Origin of the sequence: Rhodanobacter sp. A1T4 (assembly GCF_014207185.1) — a bacterium.
Classification (GTDB): domain Bacteria; phylum Pseudomonadota; class Gammaproteobacteria; order Xanthomonadales; family Rhodanobacteraceae; genus Rhodanobacter.
On record NZ_JACHCP010000006.1, the window covers coordinates 266,688 to 283,607 of the forward strand.

General features: G+C 59.2%; 14 protein-coding genes. 6 read left to right on the plus strand and 8 right to left on the minus strand.

Annotation, left to right across the window (positions count from 1 at the left end; all coding sequences use genetic code 11):
- The first annotated feature begins 75 nt into the window (after positions 1-75).
- Positions 76-2,025: a M61 family metallopeptidase gene (locus HDE80_RS14045; protein ID WP_184671868.1), complete on the plus strand. Its 1,950-nt coding sequence runs from the start codon at positions 76-78 to the stop codon at positions 2,023-2,025.
- Between the two features lie 97 nt (positions 2,026-2,122).
- Here HDE80_RS14045 and HDE80_RS14050 read toward each other — a convergent pair whose 3' ends face one another.
- On the minus strand, positions 2,123-3,004 hold the full coding sequence (locus HDE80_RS14050; RefSeq protein WP_184671869.1) for an aldo/keto reductase family oxidoreductase: 882 nt from the start codon (positions 3,002-3,004) through the stop codon (positions 2,123-2,125).
- Between the two features lie 106 nt (positions 3,005-3,110).
- Between HDE80_RS14050 and HDE80_RS14055 the strand changes: the two genes are divergently transcribed.
- A complete protein-coding gene (locus tag HDE80_RS14055) occupies positions 3,111-4,025 on the plus strand; it encodes a LysR family transcriptional regulator (RefSeq protein ID WP_184671870.1) in 915 nt (304 codons plus the stop codon).
- Between the two features lie 21 nt (positions 4,026-4,046).
- Here HDE80_RS14055 and HDE80_RS14060 read toward each other — a convergent pair whose 3' ends face one another.
- Both HDE80_RS14060 and HDE80_RS14065 read right to left on the minus strand, forming a co-directional pair.
- Complete coding sequence (locus tag HDE80_RS14060) at positions 4,047-4,889, minus strand: SAM-dependent methyltransferase (protein WP_184671872.1); 843 nt, start codon at positions 4,887-4,889, stop codon at positions 4,047-4,049.
- A gap of 122 nt (positions 4,890-5,011) precedes the next feature.
- Complete coding sequence (locus HDE80_RS14065) at positions 5,012-6,004, minus strand: LysR family transcriptional regulator (protein WP_184671874.1); 993 nt, start codon at positions 6,002-6,004, stop codon at positions 5,012-5,014.
- A 101-nt stretch (positions 6,005-6,105) separates the two neighbouring features.
- On the opposite strand from HDE80_RS14065, the gene HDE80_RS14070 reads away from it, so the two are divergent.
- On the plus strand, positions 6,106-7,170 hold the full coding sequence (locus tag HDE80_RS14070) for an NAD(P)-dependent alcohol dehydrogenase (RefSeq protein ID WP_184671876.1): 1,065 nt from the start codon (positions 6,106-6,108) through the stop codon (positions 7,168-7,170).
- Positions 7,171-7,400: 230 nt separating this feature from the next.
- On the opposite strand, the gene HDE80_RS14075 is transcribed toward HDE80_RS14070, so the two are convergent.
- Positions 7,401-8,354, minus strand: coding sequence for an AraC family transcriptional regulator (locus tag HDE80_RS14075; RefSeq protein ID WP_184671878.1), 954 nt, complete (start codon positions 8,352-8,354; stop codon positions 7,401-7,403).
- Between the two features lie 110 nt (positions 8,355-8,464).
- Between HDE80_RS14075 and HDE80_RS14080 the strand changes: the two genes are divergently transcribed.
- Positions 8,465-9,298 (plus strand): oxidoreductase, encoded by an 834-nt coding sequence (locus tag HDE80_RS14080; RefSeq protein ID WP_184671880.1) that lies wholly within the window; start codon positions 8,465-8,467, stop codon positions 9,296-9,298.
- A 183-nt stretch (positions 9,299-9,481) separates the two neighbouring features.
- Here the strand turns inward: HDE80_RS14080 and HDE80_RS14085 are convergent, their stop codons facing one another.
- Positions 9,482-10,120, minus strand: coding sequence for a PAS domain-containing protein (locus HDE80_RS14085; RefSeq protein WP_184671882.1), 639 nt, complete (start codon positions 10,118-10,120; stop codon positions 9,482-9,484).
- A gap of 345 nt (positions 10,121-10,465) precedes the next feature.
- Here HDE80_RS14085 and HDE80_RS14090 point away from each other — a divergent pair, with 345 nt between their 5' ends.
- Complete coding sequence (locus HDE80_RS14090) at positions 10,466-12,349, plus strand: M61 family peptidase (RefSeq protein WP_345776453.1); 1,884 nt, start codon at positions 10,466-10,468, stop codon at positions 12,347-12,349.
- Positions 12,350-12,721: 372 nt separating this feature from the next.
- The gene (locus tag HDE80_RS14095) at positions 12,722-14,542 is read left to right on the plus strand and encodes a serine hydrolase (protein ID WP_184671886.1); all 1,821 of its coding nucleotides are present in this window, start codon (positions 12,722-12,724) and stop codon (positions 14,540-14,542) included.
- A gap of 99 nt (positions 14,543-14,641) precedes the next feature.
- Here HDE80_RS14095 and HDE80_RS14100 read toward each other — a convergent pair whose 3' ends face one another.
- The 3 genes from HDE80_RS14100 to HDE80_RS14110 all read right to left on the minus strand — a co-directional run bounded on the left by HDE80_RS14100 (position 14,642) and on the right by HDE80_RS14110 (position 16,919).
- The gene (locus HDE80_RS14100; RefSeq protein ID WP_184671888.1) at positions 14,642-15,181 is read right to left on the minus strand and encodes a Spy/CpxP family protein refolding chaperone; all 540 of its coding nucleotides are present in this window, start codon (positions 15,179-15,181) and stop codon (positions 14,642-14,644) included.
- Between the two features lie 62 nt (positions 15,182-15,243).
- Positions 15,244-15,594: a hypothetical protein gene (locus tag HDE80_RS14105; protein ID WP_184671890.1), complete on the minus strand. Its 351-nt coding sequence runs from the start codon at positions 15,592-15,594 to the stop codon at positions 15,244-15,246.
- Positions 15,595-15,845: 251 nt separating this feature from the next.
- Positions 15,846-16,919, minus strand: a complete 1,074-nt coding sequence (locus HDE80_RS14110) for a hypothetical protein (RefSeq protein ID WP_184671892.1) — start codon at positions 16,917-16,919, stop codon at positions 15,846-15,848.
- Position 16,920 lies beyond the last annotated feature (1 nt).

A 16,920-nucleotide genomic window follows, 5' to 3' on the forward strand; every position in this document is an offset into this window, starting at 1 on the left:
ATAAATCGGGCACATAAGTTTGTGCGGCGATGTTAAGTTGTGCGAATTCCTTGGATTTGCCTGTCGGAGTTCATCATGTTGGTTGCCTCTTTCCCCCGGTCGCCGTCTGGCGCGCGCTGCATGCTTGTACGTCTTGTCGTGGCCATATCGATGGCTCTCGCGATCGGTAGCGTATGCGCACAGGAGCTGCGAACCGACCAGGTACCACCACCACAGGACACGCCGTATCCCGGCACGATAGCGATTCATGTCGATGCCAGCGACACGGTACAGGGTATTTTTCGCGTGCACGAGACCATTCCGGTGAAGTCGGGTGCGTTGACATTGCTGTATCCGCAGTGGATTCCTGGCGACCATTCGCCGAGTGGTCCGATTGCCATGCTTGCCGGGCTCAAGCTCAGTGGCAACGGCAAGCCGCTGATGTGGAAGCGCGACAAGTACAACGTCTTCGCGTTCCATCTCGATGTACCGACCGGCGTGTCGAGCATCGACGTGGACTTTCAGTATCTGTCCGGTCGCAGCGGCGATTTCGATATCACCGACCGCATGATGGACATGGAATGGAGCAAGGTTTCGCTGTATCCGGCCGGCTATTTTTCGCGTGGTATCACCTTTGTGCCCAGCGTGACGCTGGCGCATGGCTGGCAGCTCGGCACCGCGCTGGAGACGACGTCTGAGTCGGGTGACACCACCACCTTCAAGCCGGTGACGTTCAACAATCTGGTTGATTCGCCGATCTACGCGGGCCAGTACTTCAAGCGCGTCGATCTCACGCCTGCCGGCGGCGCGCCGGTACATCTGGACATCGTGGCGGATGCACCGAAGTATCTGGAGATGACGCCCGAGCAGTTGAAGGTGCATCGGGCATTGGTGACGCAGGCGATCACGCTGTTTGGCTCGCATCACTACGACCACTACGACTTTCTCTTTTCGCTTTCGGATCAGTTGGGCGGCAACGGCACCGAGCACCATCAGTCCAGCGAGGACGGTCTCGGTGCCGATTACTTCACGGCGTGGAGTGAGAACGCGCCCGATCGGGACCTGCTGGCGCACGAGTACACGCATTCGTGGAACGGCAAGTTCCGACGTCCGGCTGACCTGTGGACGCCCAACTTCAACGTGCCGATGGGCGATTCCCTGCTATGGGTCTACGAGGGGCAGACACAGTATTGGGGTTTCGTGCTGACCGCGCGTTCCGGCATGTGGACGCCACAGCAGTTTCGCGATGCGCTGGCGATGACAGCGGCCAATTACGAGCGTAACCGCGCCGGTTTCGCGTGGCGCACGCTCGAGGACACGACCAATGATCCCACTGCTGCGCATCGCTCGGGCCTGCCGTATCGCAGCTGGCAGATGAGCGAGGATTATTACAGCGGCGGACAGATGATGTGGCTGGAGGTGGATAGCAAGCTGCGCGCTCTGACGAATGACCGCAAGTCGCTGGACGATTTCGCCCATGCGTTTTTCGGTGTCGACAATGGCAGCTACGTGACCAAGACTTACACCTTCGACGACGTCGTGGCCGCATTGAACGGCGTGGCGCCTTACGACTGGGCCAGCTTCCTGCACGCCCGCGTTGATGCACTTAATCCGCCGCTCAATGGCATCGATGGCTCCGGATGGAAGCTGGTCTATACCGACAAGGAAAGCGACTACGAGAAGCAGTACAACAGCCAGCCGGAACCGCCGCGCCATCTGTACAACTTCACCTGGTCGATCGGTTTGACGATGGCAGACAAGGGACTGATCAACGACGTGAACTGGAATGGCGCGGCGTTCAAGGCCGGCGTCAGCAGCGGAGCCACCCTGGTCGCGGTGAACGGCCAGGACTATTCGAGCGACGTGTTGAAGAGCGCGATTGCGGCGGCCAAAGACAGCCAGTCACCAATCCAGCTGCTGCTGAACTACCAGGGCGGTTTCCGCACGGTGTCGGTGGATTATCACGGCGGCCTGCGGTACCCGCATCTGGTCCGCGTCGAGGGCACGCCGGATTACCTGAGCCAGATTATCGCGGCACGCAAATAGGGCGGAACCAGTAGCGCTAGTGCTGATCTGAACGGTGGCGAGGGCATTCCTTCCTGAGGGCTGCCCTCGTTGCTAAACGTGTTGCGTCGGCCCAGCCTCAGCCCGGCGCGTTATCACCCGCGATGTGATCCAGCGTTTTCAGCGCGTCGTCTGGCAAGGCGATATCGACCGCCGCCAGATTCTCGCGCAGATGCGTTACGGATGAGGTGCCCGGAATCAGCAGGATGTTCGGGGAGCGCTGCAGCAACCAGGCGAGTGCCACCTGCATGGGCGTGGCATCGAGTTGCGCGGCAACATCGGAGAGTGCGGTTGATTGCAACGGTGTGAAACCACCGAGCGGGAAGAACGGTGCATAAGCGATACCCGCGGCGGCGAGTTCGTCGATCAGGGCGTCGTCGTTCCGGTGCGCGAGGTTGTACTGGTTCTGCACGCAGACGATATCCGCGATGGTGCGCCCCTCGGCGATCTGCTTGCGCGTCACGTTGCTCAAGCCGATATGGCGAACCAGACCTTGCTGCTGGAGCTCCGCAAGCACAGTTAGTGGCGCTTCGAGCGAGCCCTCGGCCGGGCCGTGAATACTGAACATCAGGCGCAGGTTGACGACATCGAGCACGTCCAACCCGAGGTTGCGCAGGTTGTCATGCACGGCGCGGGTCAGCTCTTCCGCTGAAAAGGCTGGATTCCACGAACTGTCTTCGCCGCGGCGCGCCCCGATCTTGGTGACGATCACCAGATCGTCGGCGTACGGGTGCAGCGCTTCGCGAATGATCTGATTGGTGACATGCGGGCCGTAGAAGTCGCTGGTGTCGATGTGATCGATACCGCTGGCCACGGCCTCGCGCAGCACGGCGAGCGCACCGTCACGATCTTTCGGCGGCCCGAACACGCCTTTGCCGGCCAGTTGCATGGCACCGTAGCCCAGGCGCTTTACGATGCGATCGCCGAGCTTGAAAGTTCCGGCTTTGCGGATGTCTGTCATGGTCTTTCTCTCAGGGTCTTTCTCATCAAGGGACCTGAAATATAGACACTCGACGCTTGTATGATAACCAGGCTAAATCGGCACGGGCCGTATGGAAAATCGAACAATGCCGGCGAATCTTGCAGATCTCACGGCCTTCGTCGCTGTGGCCCGGGCAGGCGGGTTTCGCGATGCCGCCAGGAAGATGGACGGCAGCGCGTCCAGTCTGAGCGAGGCGGTGCGCCGGCTCGAGCGCGCGCTCGGCGTGAGGCTGCTCAACCGCACCACCCGCAGCGTGATGCCCACCGAAGCCGGCGCGCGACTGCTCGATCGGCTTGGCCCTGCGCTGGGCGAAGTCGAGGCCGCGCTGGATGTGGTCAACGGTTTTCGCGACCGCCCAGCCGGTACGCTCCGGCTGAATGTGCCGGTGAGTGCGGCGCGGCTGGTCCTGCCGTACATCGTGCCGCCGTTTCTCGCGGCCTATCCCGACATCCGTCTGGAGATCATCGCCGAAGACAGCTTCGTCGACATGCTCGCCGCGGGCTGTGATGCCGGCATTCGCTATGACGAACGGCTGGAGCAGGACATGATCGCCTTGCCGATCGGCCCGCGCGTGCAGTGCTATGCGACGGCAGCGTCGCCGGCCTATCTCGACCGCTGCGGTCGCCCCGACCATCCGCGCGATCTGCTCGCCCATGCCTGCCTGCGCGGGCGGTTTGCCAGCGGTGCCATGCATGCTTGGGAGTTCGAGCGTGATGGCGAGATCGTCACGGTGGAGCCTTCCGGTCCGCTGGTCGTTCGCATCGGCGCGGCTACCGATCTTGCCGTAGACGCCGCCGTCGCCGGCTGCGGTGTCATCCAATTGTTCGAGGGCTGGCTGCGCCCGCATCTCGAAAGTGGTGCACTTGAACCGGTGTTGGAGCCCTGGTGGCAACGGTTCTCCGGGCCGTTTCTCTACTATCCGGGGCGCCACCATCTTCCTGCGCCGCTGCGCGCGTTTGTCGATTTCATCCAGGCGCAGCGTTCTTCGATGGGAGACTAGCGGGCTTTTGTCGGGAGGGTTTTAACGCCGTGTTGCCAGTACGCCATCCAGCGCCAGCTGCGCCTTGAAGCCGGCTTTCTCCAGCCGCTTGGCCACCTCGTTGGGAACGTCGCGGCCACTGGTGAGTTTGTTCGGGCTGCCGGTGTAGTGGAACAGCCGGCCGCCGCGGCGCAGTACACGTGCCAGCTGATCGTAGAACACTTGCGAGTAGAGTTCGCCGGCGATGCCGAAGCGCGGCGGGTCGTGCAGCAGCGCGTCGACTGACGCGTCGGCAACCTGCGTGATTGCCTGCGACACATCGGCATGATTGAGCTGCAGGCGCCCGCCGCTGGCGAGCCCATCCGGATTGGGCGACCATGGATTGAGCGTGCGCAGCCACAACACGTCGGCGTTCTTTTCGAGCGACTGGATGTGCGCCACACCCGCCTCCAGGCAGCAGGCTGCGAAGTAGCCCAGTCCGCCGCAGGTATCGAGCACCACCTTGCCACGCGGCTCGATCAGCGCCACTTTGCGGCGCGCATCCTCGAAGGGTGACTCTTTCGACGTCGGCAGCATCTTGATGCCGTCGATCTCGAACGTCGGTGCGCCCCATTCGGTGGGTACCAGCTTGATCAGCGAGCCAGCAAAGCGCGACACAGGCGCGAATTCCTCGCCGTCCCAGTAATAAATCGTGCGGTCTTTCAGCTTGGGCGGGTAGGGATAATGCTGGCCACGCCACTGCCAGGCGTCCATCTCCAGCGGCGTACTGGCGTTCGAGATCCCCAGATCCAGCGAGCCGATCCACTCGCCTGCGCCGGCATCGCGTGCAGCGAGCAAGGCATCGACGATGGGGCGCGTAAGCAGGGGGCTGGAGCAATGCGACACGTGGGGTACTCCTGAAACCAGCGGTAGCTTGCCGCAACGCGATCAAGGCGCCGCATCGTAACCCACTGACGTGGCCGCCGCGGAATGCGCACGCCAGAGTCGCGGCCGACTAAAGTTATAGGTTACGCGTGCTTCGATCGTCGAGCCGGTTTGCTTGGCGTGGCGGCACGCAGCCCACGTCGATGCAGAGTCTTCAATTCCTCCTCCGTAAGGCGGCAGGCGGCCGCATCGCCGGTCTGGGCCATCACGAAGTCGATGAATTTGCGCACGCGACTGGGTATCTCCGTACGCTGGGCGTAGTACATGTAAACGCCGTAGCGCTCGTTGAGTTGATCGAGCATCAAGGGCACCAGCGCTCCGCTGCGCAGATGGCGGGCGGCGCTGATGCTGTCGATCTGGCCCACGCCGAGCCCGGCTATCACGGCCTGGGTTTCGGCCTCGGGGTCGTTGCTGGTGAAGCCGGCTGGCAGGTCGCCGAAGCGCAACTCCCCCTCATGCAGGAACTCCCAGGGTGAGATGCGCCCGGTATTGGGGTGACGCGAACCGGTAAACAGATGTCCTTCCAGTTGCTCTCTTTGCGACGGTACACCGTGTTCGGCCAGATAGGCTGGGCTGGCGCATATGATCAACTGGATGCGGAATAGTTCGCGTACCACCAGTTGGGCGTCGGGCGAAAAACCACTACGGAAGCCGATGTCGATGTCGCTACCGATCAGATCGGTATAGCGGTCGTCCGACAACAACTCGACCATCACGCCCGGATACATTCGGCGGAACATCCCGATCAGCGGCAGCAGAAAGAGACGACCCAGACTCGGCGAAGCGGTGAGGCGGATAGTGCCTTGTTCCTCGGTGACCGCTTGTCGCGCATGCTGCCATGCGCTGTTGACGGTCTCGATGCCGGGCCGCACCTTGTCGGCGAAGCGGCGGCCCTCTTCGGTGAGGCTGCTTTTGCGCGTGCTGCGACGGAATAGCTGCACGCCCAGCTCGCGCTCGAGCTGGCGCACGGCCTTGCTGACGGCCTGCGGGGTGGTGCCCTGGGCCGAGGCGGTGCGGTTGAAGCTGCCCAGGTCGATCGCCTTGAGAAAAGTCTCGATCGCGCGGAGTCGATCCATTGGAAACTCCTGGTTGTTTTTGAAAGCCGTTATTGAGACTACTACGGTTGCTTTACACGCCGTACTCTGAACGGGTTCCTATCCCCCTACGGAGATCTCCCATGCTTCCCACTCTCAGCTATGCCGCCGCATCGGCCAAAGCCCCGTTGGCGCCATACCGCTTCGAGCGCCGCGATCCACGTGACCTCGACGTCGTGATCGACATCCTCTACTGCGGCGTCTGCCATTCGGACCTGCACACCGTGCGCGATGAGTGGGGCAAGGGCGAGTACCCGATCGTGCCGGGCCACGAGATCATCGGTCGCGTCACCGCTGTTGGTAAGGGCGTGACCAAGTTCAAGGTGGGCGACATGGCCGGCGTCGGTTGTTTGGTCGACTCGTGCCGCGAATGCGCCAGCTGCAAGGAAGACCTCGAGCAGTTTTGCGAGAACGGCTTCACTCTTACCTACGCCGGTAAGGATCGTCACGACGGTCGCGTCACTCAGGGCGGCTACTCGAGCCAGATCGTGGTGGACGAGGCGTTTACCCTGCGCATTTCCGACAAGCTCGATCCGGCCGCTGCAGCCCCGCTGCTGTGTGCCGGTATCACCACCTACTCACCGCTGAAGCATTGGAAAGTAGGTAAGGGCAGCAAGGTCGGCGTGGTTGGTCTGGGCGGTCTGGGCCATATGGCGCTGAAGCTGGCGCATGCCTTTGGTGCCAAGGTGGTGCAGTTCACCACGTCCGAGTCCAAGCGCGAAGATGCGCTGCGCCTGGGCGCCGACGAGGTGGTGTTGTCCAACAACCCCGAGCAGATGAAGGCCCATGCGGGCACCTTCGATTTCATTCTGGATACCGTGTCGGCCAAGCACGATTTGGACGTCTATCTGCAGATGCTCAAGCGCGGCGGCACCATGACCCTGGTTGGCGTACCTGACAAGCCAGCTGAATTGGGCGCTGGCGCACTGATTTTCGGGCGTCGTTCGCTGGCCGGCTCACTGATCGGGGGTATTGCCGAGACGCAGGAGATGCTCGATTTCTGCGCCGAGCACGGTATCGCCTCGGACATCGAGAAGATCAACATCCAGGACATCAACGAAGCCTACGAGCGCATGCTTAAGAGCGACGTGAAGTACCGCTTCGTGATCGACATGGCCAGCCTGAAAAAAGAGGGCGCCGCGGCCTGATTCACCGAGGTTGGTTGACGCGCTATGCGAGAGAAGGCCGCCGCGAGGTGGCCTTTTCTTTTTTGTCGTGGATTCCGGTGACGACTGAACACCGTTCCGGCCACGTTTGAACATCCCTCTGGCGTTGAACATCGTGCCGCTGTTGCTCAGTGGTTTCTATGCGAAGCCAGGTCTGCTTCGGTTGGAAGCGGACACCATCCAGCACCCAGAAGGGGCTGTGTTGTATCAATTCAGTGTGATGAGACGTAGTTCGACGCCGCTTGCGCGGGAGGTATCGCAAAGTTTTCCCTCATGCGCCTCACTTCCGCAGCTGGCGGAAGGCCGAAAAGCCGCTTGAACTCTCGATTGAATTGCGACGCGCTTGCATACCCCACCGCGTAGCCCGCGGCCTCCGCCGTCATACCTTGGCGCACTATCAATAGACGGGCTTGGTGTAGTCGCGTGGACTTTACGTACTGCATGGGCGACGTTTGCGTTACCGCCCTGAAATGGCTATGGAACGTGGGTACGCTCATATCCGCTTCTCTAGCCAATTGCGCCAGATTGATCGGTTGGGCGTATGCAACGTGAATATGGCGAAGTGCTTTCCCTATCTTGCCGAATTGCCCATGCATTCCAAGGGCCGAGCGCATGGCCATGCCCTGGGGCCCAGTGAGTACCCGAAAATAAAGTTCACGCACCAGGCCTGGTCCAAGAATCGTCGCTTCCAATGGTCGGCTCATGGCCTCCAGAAAGCGCAGCACGGACATCCGCAGAGCTGAGTCCATGGTGCTGGACATCATGCTGAGCGGCCTCTCCCGATCAACCGGCAAGTGATGGCGGTCGATTTGAATCATCAACTCAGCGGCCAACTGAAAATCCATATGCATATAGATGGCCAACAATGGATGCTCGGGCGTGCCATCCGATTCCATCGTGAACGGAACGGGCACAGCCACGGCCAGGTAATGCTGCTCGTCGTAAAGATAAATCTGGTTGCCAAAATAGCCGCGCTTGCGCCCTTGGCACACGATCACGATGCCGGGGTCATACAAAACCGGCGTTCGCGACAGGGTTCGATCAGAACGCAGGATGCGCACGTCAGGCAGTGCCGTGAGGTTGTATCCCTCCTGGGGCGCTAGCCCGCGAGTAAGGGCAGCCAGACGCCGGTTTTCGTCTGCCAAAGGTTGCTCGGCCTTCTTCATGGGAGATGATTTCTCATAGGAATAGGCAAGAAAGTTGGATAATAAGGCGTCAAAATCCTATCTATAAGAGCCTATTGTGCACCCTCCCGTTGTTCTTCAGGAGTAGTCGCATGTCAGCAATCAAGACTTTACTTATTACCGGGGTTAGCAGCGGGTTCGGCAGGGCGCTGGCCCAAGAGGCCCTCGCCATGGGTCATCGTGTGGTTGGAACTGTGCGAAATGAGCAAGCTCGGCGTGAGTTCGAGGCGCTTGCTGCCAGCAACGCGATAGGCCGCATTCTCGATGTCACCGACTATGATGCGATCGATGGGGTAGTTGCCGACATCGAGGAGACCGTTGGTCCGGTGGACGTACTCGTCAACAACGCCGGATATGGTCACGAGGGCGTTATGGAGGAGTCGCCATTGGCAGAGATGCGGCGGCAGTTCGACGTCAATGTGTTTGGCGCCGTGGCCATGATGAAGGCCGTACTGCCCTACATGCGTCATCGACGCAGGGGGCATATCCTCAACGTCACTTCGATGGGCGGCTATATCACTCTGCCTGGCATTTCCTACTATTGCGGCAGCAAGTTCGCATTGGAAGGCATTTCAGAAGTAGTCGGCAAAGAAGTGAAGCCGCTCGGTATCGCCGTAACGGCGGTAGCCCCTGGCTCGTTCCGCACTGACTGGGCAGGACGTTCGATGGTCAGGACACCTCGCTCCATTCCTGATTACGACGGGTTGTTCGATCCGATCCGAGAGGCCCGTCAGCAAAAGAACGGAAAGCAGCTTGGCGATCCTGCAAAGGCAGCGCAAGCCATGCTGAGTTTGATCGATAGTGACTCGCCACCAGCGCATCTACTGCTCGGAAGCGACGCGCTCAACTTGGTGCGTCAGAAGTTGTTTGACTTGACCGCCGAGATCAATCATTGGGAGAAAACGACGCGTTCGACGGATGGTTGAGAAAGTGGGGCGAGCCACCACCGAGCATCATGAGGAGTACCCGCCGCTGGGTGGCGGCCTCAACCGCAATAGAACGACAGTCTCTGGTCAGCACCAGCGAGGTGTTCAGCGTCAAGCGGAATCGGTGTTCAAGCCGACCGGAATCCGCACGCAGACCGATACGCTAGCAATTGAGTTGAATCGCTAGGCGCGTGAGCGAATCTCTTTGAGGTATTTGTACAGAGCAGCCCGTGAAATGCCGACGCGTTCTGCAACGACCGGAGGCGCATTGCGCATGCTTAGAAAACCGCTGGCGCTGATTTTCTCGATCAGCGCAAAGCGCAGACTGGTGTTGAAGGACTTCACCGGTATGCCTTCCTCGCGCTCAACTTCCTGCACCAGGCGTTCCAAGGCTTGTCGCCAGTTGTCATGGAAGAACGGTGCGTGTGGTTCCAGGGATTCCGGAAGGAAGGCCAGCGCGGATACTTCATCCCTGATGCGTTCAAGGGTGGAGACGTCGAAGTTGATGCACATCATCGCAGCGGGTTGCTGATCGGCATCTCGGATGACCGCGGTGACGGAGCGCAGGTTGCGACCGTCCTTGTTCACCTTGCGGTACGGACCGATCACGGCTTGGGCAAGGCTTTCCTCGGAGACTTGGTCAGCCACCGATGAATCGCCAATGCGTCGCCTGGAAATCGAGTTGGCTATGTATGCCACTTTCAAGGAAGACAAGTCGTGGATGACCACTTCCACGTGCGGCCGGAAAAGTGTCGCGATGGCATCGGCTACGGGGAAGTACGCGGCGAATTTCGCTTGAGCACTTTTCGTCCTTTTCGGCATATCGCTTGGTCCTCGGGCTCGTAAACGTGGTGGCGAGCTTACCGACTCGTTGGTCTTGCACGGTGTCGGAATAGCAATAGCGTTTTCGCATCAAATAGACAATAAGTCCAAGATTGACTATTTGTAAATAGCCTTGTTAGGCTGGTCGCCGTCATTGCAATGATTGACGTTGAGGCCAGGTCGGTGAGGAAACTTATCAAATACGCTACGTTCCGATTGCCAGGACAAGCTCTGCTGTCTATGCGAGCGAGCAAGCGTTGTGTCGGCCGCATGTTCTACAGGGCAAACGCTTTTTCACCTAGCGTCACCCATCGCCTAGCAATGGCATTGTGCGCTGTTGCGAGCGTGGCGTTTACATTCTCGCTGGCCGCAACGGGCAAGGGCATCAATCCCCAGCCGCTGCCTTATCCAGCACCGATCGAGGCACCTCGCGATGTGCCGTTCAAGGGCACCCTATCGCTAGTTGTTGACGCGACCGATATCGCCCATAAATTATTTGCCGTGCGAGAAATCTTGCCGGTTCAGGCCTCGGGATCGCTTACCTTGCTCTATCCGGCCTGGGAAAGCGCGAGTCATGCCGAGACGATTTCAGTGGCCAATCTTGCGGGTCTCTTCGTCAGCATCGACGGCAAGAGTGTCGATTGGCAGCGCGATGCAGTCGACATGCATGCGTTCCATATCAACGTGCCCGTTGGCGCGCGCGCGATCGAGGTCGAGTTTCAATATCTGACGCGAGCATCTGACGCTTTGATGACGCCGAACCTCGTCGATGTGCAATGGCAGCGACTGCTTCTTTATCCGGCGGGCTGGTTTGCCAGAAACATTCCTGTCGCTGCGAGTTTGAAGTTGCCTCCAGGGCTCAAAGCCTTCACCTCGCTCGACGTGGATGGTGCGTCCGACGACATGGTTGCTTACAAGCCGGTATCGCTGGAAGCGCTTACCGATTCGCCGGTCTATGCCGGTCGGTACTGGCGGCAAGTGAAACTTACGCCGGATGGCGTGCCTACGGTCCGGCTGGATCTGTTGGCCGATAACCGCGGCGACCTTGCGGAAACTGGCGATGACTTGAGCAAGTTACGCCAGCTTCTTGTGCAGACCCGGCAACTGCTTGGGCCGCCGCATTACGCTCACTACGATGCGATCGTCACGCTGAGCGATGCGTTCCCCGCCGGTGGCATCGAGCATCTGGAATCCGGTGAAGACAATCTGCCGGCCAACTATTTCACTGACAACGCCGAGCAACTTAACAATCTTGACTTGATTGCCCACGAGTACGTGCATTCATGGAACGGGAAATTTCGTCAGCCGGCTGACTTATGGACCCCGACGTTGAATGTACCTATGCGGGATAGCCTGCTTTGGGTTTATGAAGGACAAACGGAGTTCTGGGGGCGGGTTCTTGCCGCGCGCAGCGGTCAACGAACGCGGCAAGAGACACTCGACAAGCTGGCGCTTGATGCTGCCGTGGTTGACGCGCGGGTGGGGCGGAGCTGGAAGACTCTACAGGACAGCAATAACGATCCGCTCTACATGGCGGGCCATTCGGTGGCATGGCGCGATTGGCAACGTCGCGAAGATTATTACCCGGAGGGCGTGATGCTGTGGCTGGACGTTGACGCCATCGTGCGCGAGCGCAGCAGCGATAAAAAAAGTCTCAATGATTTCGCACGTGCGTTCTTCGACGTGGGCAACGGTTCGCGCATCACCTCAACCTACACGTTCGAGCAGGTGTGCGACGCGCTTGATCGAATCGTGCCGTACGACTGGAGTGGCTTCTTGAGGTCACGACTGGATGCCCATGATTCGAGCGTTCTCGACGGCCTCGCGCGGATGGGCTGGCGGCTCGTCTATACCGATACGCCTACCGCGACTTTTACACAGGACGAGGTCGACTCCGGCGTGATCGATCTCACGTACTCGATCGGCTTGTCGATATCGAGCAAGGGCGATGTGCGGGTTGCTTCCTGGCAGGGTCCGGCGTTCACCGCTGGTGTGGCTCCTGGAGCACATATCATTTCGGTGAATGGCAAACCGTATACGTCCGACCTGATGAAGGCTGCCGTGAAATCGGCCACCACTGCATCGATCGACATTCAATACGAGGCCGATGGGCAGACTCATGCCGCAACGATTCCCTATCACGGCACACTGCGTTATCCCCAGCTTGAGCGCATTGCGGGGAGCGTCGATCGTTTGAGTGGTTTGTTGGCACCGGTAAATATTCATTAGCGAATACGCCGAAGCTTGCGCGCGCTTTTTATGGCGTTGCGCTATCCCGTTCGCTCGACTTGTGCAGTAGTCTTCCATCCTCACCGGGTGGACGGCCAAACAGCCGACGATAGTCGCGACTGAACTGGGAAGGTCGTCGTTGCCAACGTTGAAACCGGCTTGCGCGACATCTGCCGCTGCGGATACCGGCTGGGAACGCGCCGCCTGCTGACGAATCTGTTTCCGGTACTGGATCGAGGGCATCGACGTGATGTTCATGTCCAGGTGAGGCATCGCACGAAGCCGCGACGGACAAGCTATTAAACCTTGGATGTGCCAAGTGCATCCTAAGGTGTCTCTATAGCAGCAAGGCAACCGAATGAGATGGTCATCATGAAATACGTGACTGCATCACTCAGGCGAGCTCTTACATGCTGCTGTTTGGCCTTTGCGCTACCCCACGTGCAGGCTGCAGAACTACCGTCTGGAAACGAACTGACGGGCATATGGGAGGCGTCCGCACCACTCGGTCAGGTGGCGAAGGGCGAACTCACGGTAGATCTAAGTCACGCTTCCGGCCAGGCGAAGCTTGATGGCCATCAAACTATCGCGAAGATCGAAGGCAGCACGATCACCTTCGACTTTGGTTCGAGTACGGGGCGTTTTCGCGGCGCTCTTGTCGACGACAAACTGAACGGATTCTGGATTCAACCGGCCAGCAGTCTGGCGAGCTATGCAATGGCGACGCCAGTGCGTTTCAGACAAATCGGGCACCGACGATGGATCGGCATTGTCAGGCCGTTGATTCCACGAACCACTTTGTATCTCGTGGTCGATAAAGGGGCCGATGGTTCGTCCATGGCCTTCATTCGTGATTACCAGAGGAATATAGGTATCGGGCGCCGTTTCAAGGTCGATTTATCAGGCGCACGCGTCGAACTCAGTGATGCGGGAGATTCGGGCTATCGTCTCACCGGCAGCCTGGACGAAGTTCATCACGCCATTACGATGGCAGTCCCGGATTACGGGACCCTATTTCGCTTTGTGCGCACGTCGGCGAGCCAAGTATCGAATCTTTATCCAACGCGCACAGAGGCGTTGTATCGCTACCGACAGCCCATAGACGATGGCGATGGCTGGACGGTAGGCAGCGCATCAAGCGTTGGATTGGATGCCGCGCTTCTTGAAACCTTCGTGAGATCGCTCGCAGCCCAACGCGCAACCAGTGCGTCATCACCAGCGATACAAGCTGTTCTCGTGGCGCGGCATGGAAAGCTTGTTCTGGATGAGTATTTTTACGGTTACAACCGCGAAGACACGCACGACATTCGCTCAGCTGGTAAGACATTGACCGCGACATTGGTAGGTATTGCTCAAAGAATAGATCCCTCGTTCACAACGAACACGAAGGTCTATGACATTTTTTCAAACGACGACCCTGATCGGAATCCGGATCCTCGCAAAAAAATGATGACGATCGAGAATCTCATCACAATGACATCCGGTTACAACTGCGATGACGAGAACCCTAAGGCTCCAGGCAATGAAGATGTTGTCACGGCTCAGAAAACCCAGCCGGACTGGACGCGGTATATCGTTGGCCTTCCGATGATCAGTACTCCTGGCGGACGCCGTGCGGTCTACTGCTCGGTGGATATCCATCTTGCCGGTGCGTCCGCATCCAGGGCAACGGGCATCTGGCTACCGGCGCTATTTGATGAATACCTCGCAAAGCCGCTCGATTTTCTGACATACCACTGGGATTTGACGCCGACAGACCAAGGTTATGGCGGGGGAGGTCAATATCTACGTCCGCGCGATCTACTGAAAATTGGCCAGCTGTACCTTTCGAAGGGTAGATGGCGAGATCGGCAACTGATCAGCCCGGAGTGGGTGTACGAAGCTACCCAAGAGCATTCGGTATTTGATACCGGTAGCGAAGCGCCGCTTCGTGGCTCGGAACATCCGGCACCGACGGACGTGCATGGTTATGGTTATGGCTGGCATCTATTGATGACAAACGTCGAGGGAAAACGCTATCGGGAGTATGTGGCCACCGGGAACGGTGGTCAGATCGTGGCAGTCATCCCGGATCTCGATCTTGTTGTCGGTTTCGCCAGCAGTAATTACAACAACGGCAAGACATGGTGGAAATTCATTTCGAACTACATCCCTGAACACATCATCCCGGCGATAAGCCAAGGAAAGCGATAGCCAGCAGTGCCCTCGCTCAAACAATGAATCGGAAACACACTTCCAAAAATAAGGCCGCTTCGAGAGCGGCCTTATGATCAACGTAGCTACGACGATGGTTTAACCTGCAGAAGACGCACTCGCCGGTGCGCCGGACTTGCTGTGCTTGTGCGGTCCGTGAGCGGCCTTCTTCTTGGCCTGTTCATTGCGGTACATGGCATCGGCTACCTGCTTTTGTTCCGGCGACAGTACAGCGTACAAATCGCTGAATGCCGAGGACAGCTTCTGCATGTTTTCTGCATGTTGCTGTGCCAGGGCGGCATACGATTTCATGGCGTCGTCGGCGTCCATCGATGAAAGCTTTTGCGCACGATCGCGGAAGGCCCCATCGGTCTTGTTCGCGTTGTCACGCATCGTTTGCGTGAAAGCGTCCCACTGCTTGGACTGCTGATCGGTGATATTCAACTTTGCATGCAGATCGGTGATGCGCTGTTCAACGACGTCGGCACGCTTTTGCGCATGGCTTTTCGTCATCGATGAGGAACTTGACATGGACGAGCTGCTTGCCGATGCCGGTGCCTGTTGCGCAAAAGCGGATGCGGTGAAGATGGCGAGCGACAACAGGGCAGGCACGGCGACGTTACGAATGGCTTGTTTCATAGTTGATGCTCCGATTCACGTGGCGTGATCGACAGCGGCCCGAGATGGGCGCGTCGCGCTGATTAGTAGCCGTTCTGTGGTGGCGGGTAGTTGTTGTCGTAATAGACAACGCCCGGCGGTGGCGGTGGCGGTGGTGACGAATACACCACATCCGGCGGTGGCCGCTGCGCTGAATTCACAATCACTGCCCCAGCGACTACGCCCAACAGGGCGCCGGCGATAAGGCCGCCATTGCCGCCGCCACGACCGCGATAGCCGCGATTGTCGTAGCGATTGTTGTACTGCGGTCGGCCGTGATAGCCACCATGCCCGTAGCGTTGTGCTTGGGCGGGTACGGCCGATACGGTTATCGCCACGGCAACAAATGCGACAGCGATATAACGATATAAAGAGGTTCGAACGGTGTGAGTCATGAACGTATGCTCCTCACTATGTTGCGTGTGTCGCGGGCATCAGGCCAGCATCCGATGCGTGCGCGGATAGGAATCGCCACGGCGACAAGGATCGATGACAACACTGTCTGGCATGTCATTGGAATCACCGCCCACCGATTCTATGACAAAGCATGTGATCAAGCGCTTCACCTGTGCAACTGACTGGAAACACATGAGAAAGGTCACAAAACCCTCATTGCCCGGGGATTACTCGCAACCGGGCCACCATGTCACAGATTTTTCGCAAAGAACGCCTCGGCTTGCATGATGGCCATGGCGTGGGTGGTCTGTTGCGGTACGCGCAGGTGGGTGCAAGATGGCACCTGTTGCCTGCCGGTGTCGGTGCAGTTGGCCAGAAAATCATAGTGACCGACATCGTGCAGGGTCTTCAGGGTCGCGTGCGGAATCAGGGTGGCGGCGAGGTTGCCGTTGCTGACCGGCGGCGCCACGGGGTCAACGTCGCCGAGCAGGATGCTGACGGGTACTTTCATATTGCGCAGGGTGGCCGGGTCGATCGCCTCGATACCGCCAGGTGCCATCACGAATACCGCTTTTATGCCTGGTATCGCGTAATCATCGCTGTCGCGTTTGACCAGTGACGCCATCGGTTCCAGGGTCAGCGCGTGTTCGCGTGTGGCCATGGTCTGGTCGGGTGCCTCGGCCTGCGGTGCGCAGGTGTTATCGGTCGGATGCGTATGACAGAACTGCAGAAAATGCTGGATGTCGGCTCGCCCGCCCGCGGTCAGCAGCGCGGTGAATCCACCCATCGAAAAGCCGGCTACGCCCAGCCGATGGACATCCATATGCTGGCCGATGACCGGGTCGCTCTGCATGGCCATGAGCGCCGCGCGCAGATCTACCGCGCGATCCCAGACCAGCACGCCGCCAGCCATGGTCATCGGATCGCGACCGTTATTGCCCGGATGATCCACCGCGATCACCATGTCGCCGGTGCGCGCCAGCGCTGTGCCGAGCCAAGCGACCATGCGCGCGCTGCCGCCGAAGCCATGTGACAGCAGGATCACCGAATGGCGCCCTGGTGCGAACGGCGCATCGGTTGCGGCCGTACCAGCATCGAACAACGGCTGCGATGGAGACCCCACAGTCAGCGGCATCTCGACCGCGTTCGCCATGGCGGGATACCACACCGTCACCCGCAGGGCGTCGCTGTGCTTGGCATCGCGGATTGCTGCCGAGGGTGTGTGAGCGATGCGGTGCATCTCGCCGACAGTAGCGGCGCGTACCGTGGCGCTCGCGCACAACAGTGCACCGGTCAGGATCAAAAAGAAGGAACGTGCCGTCATG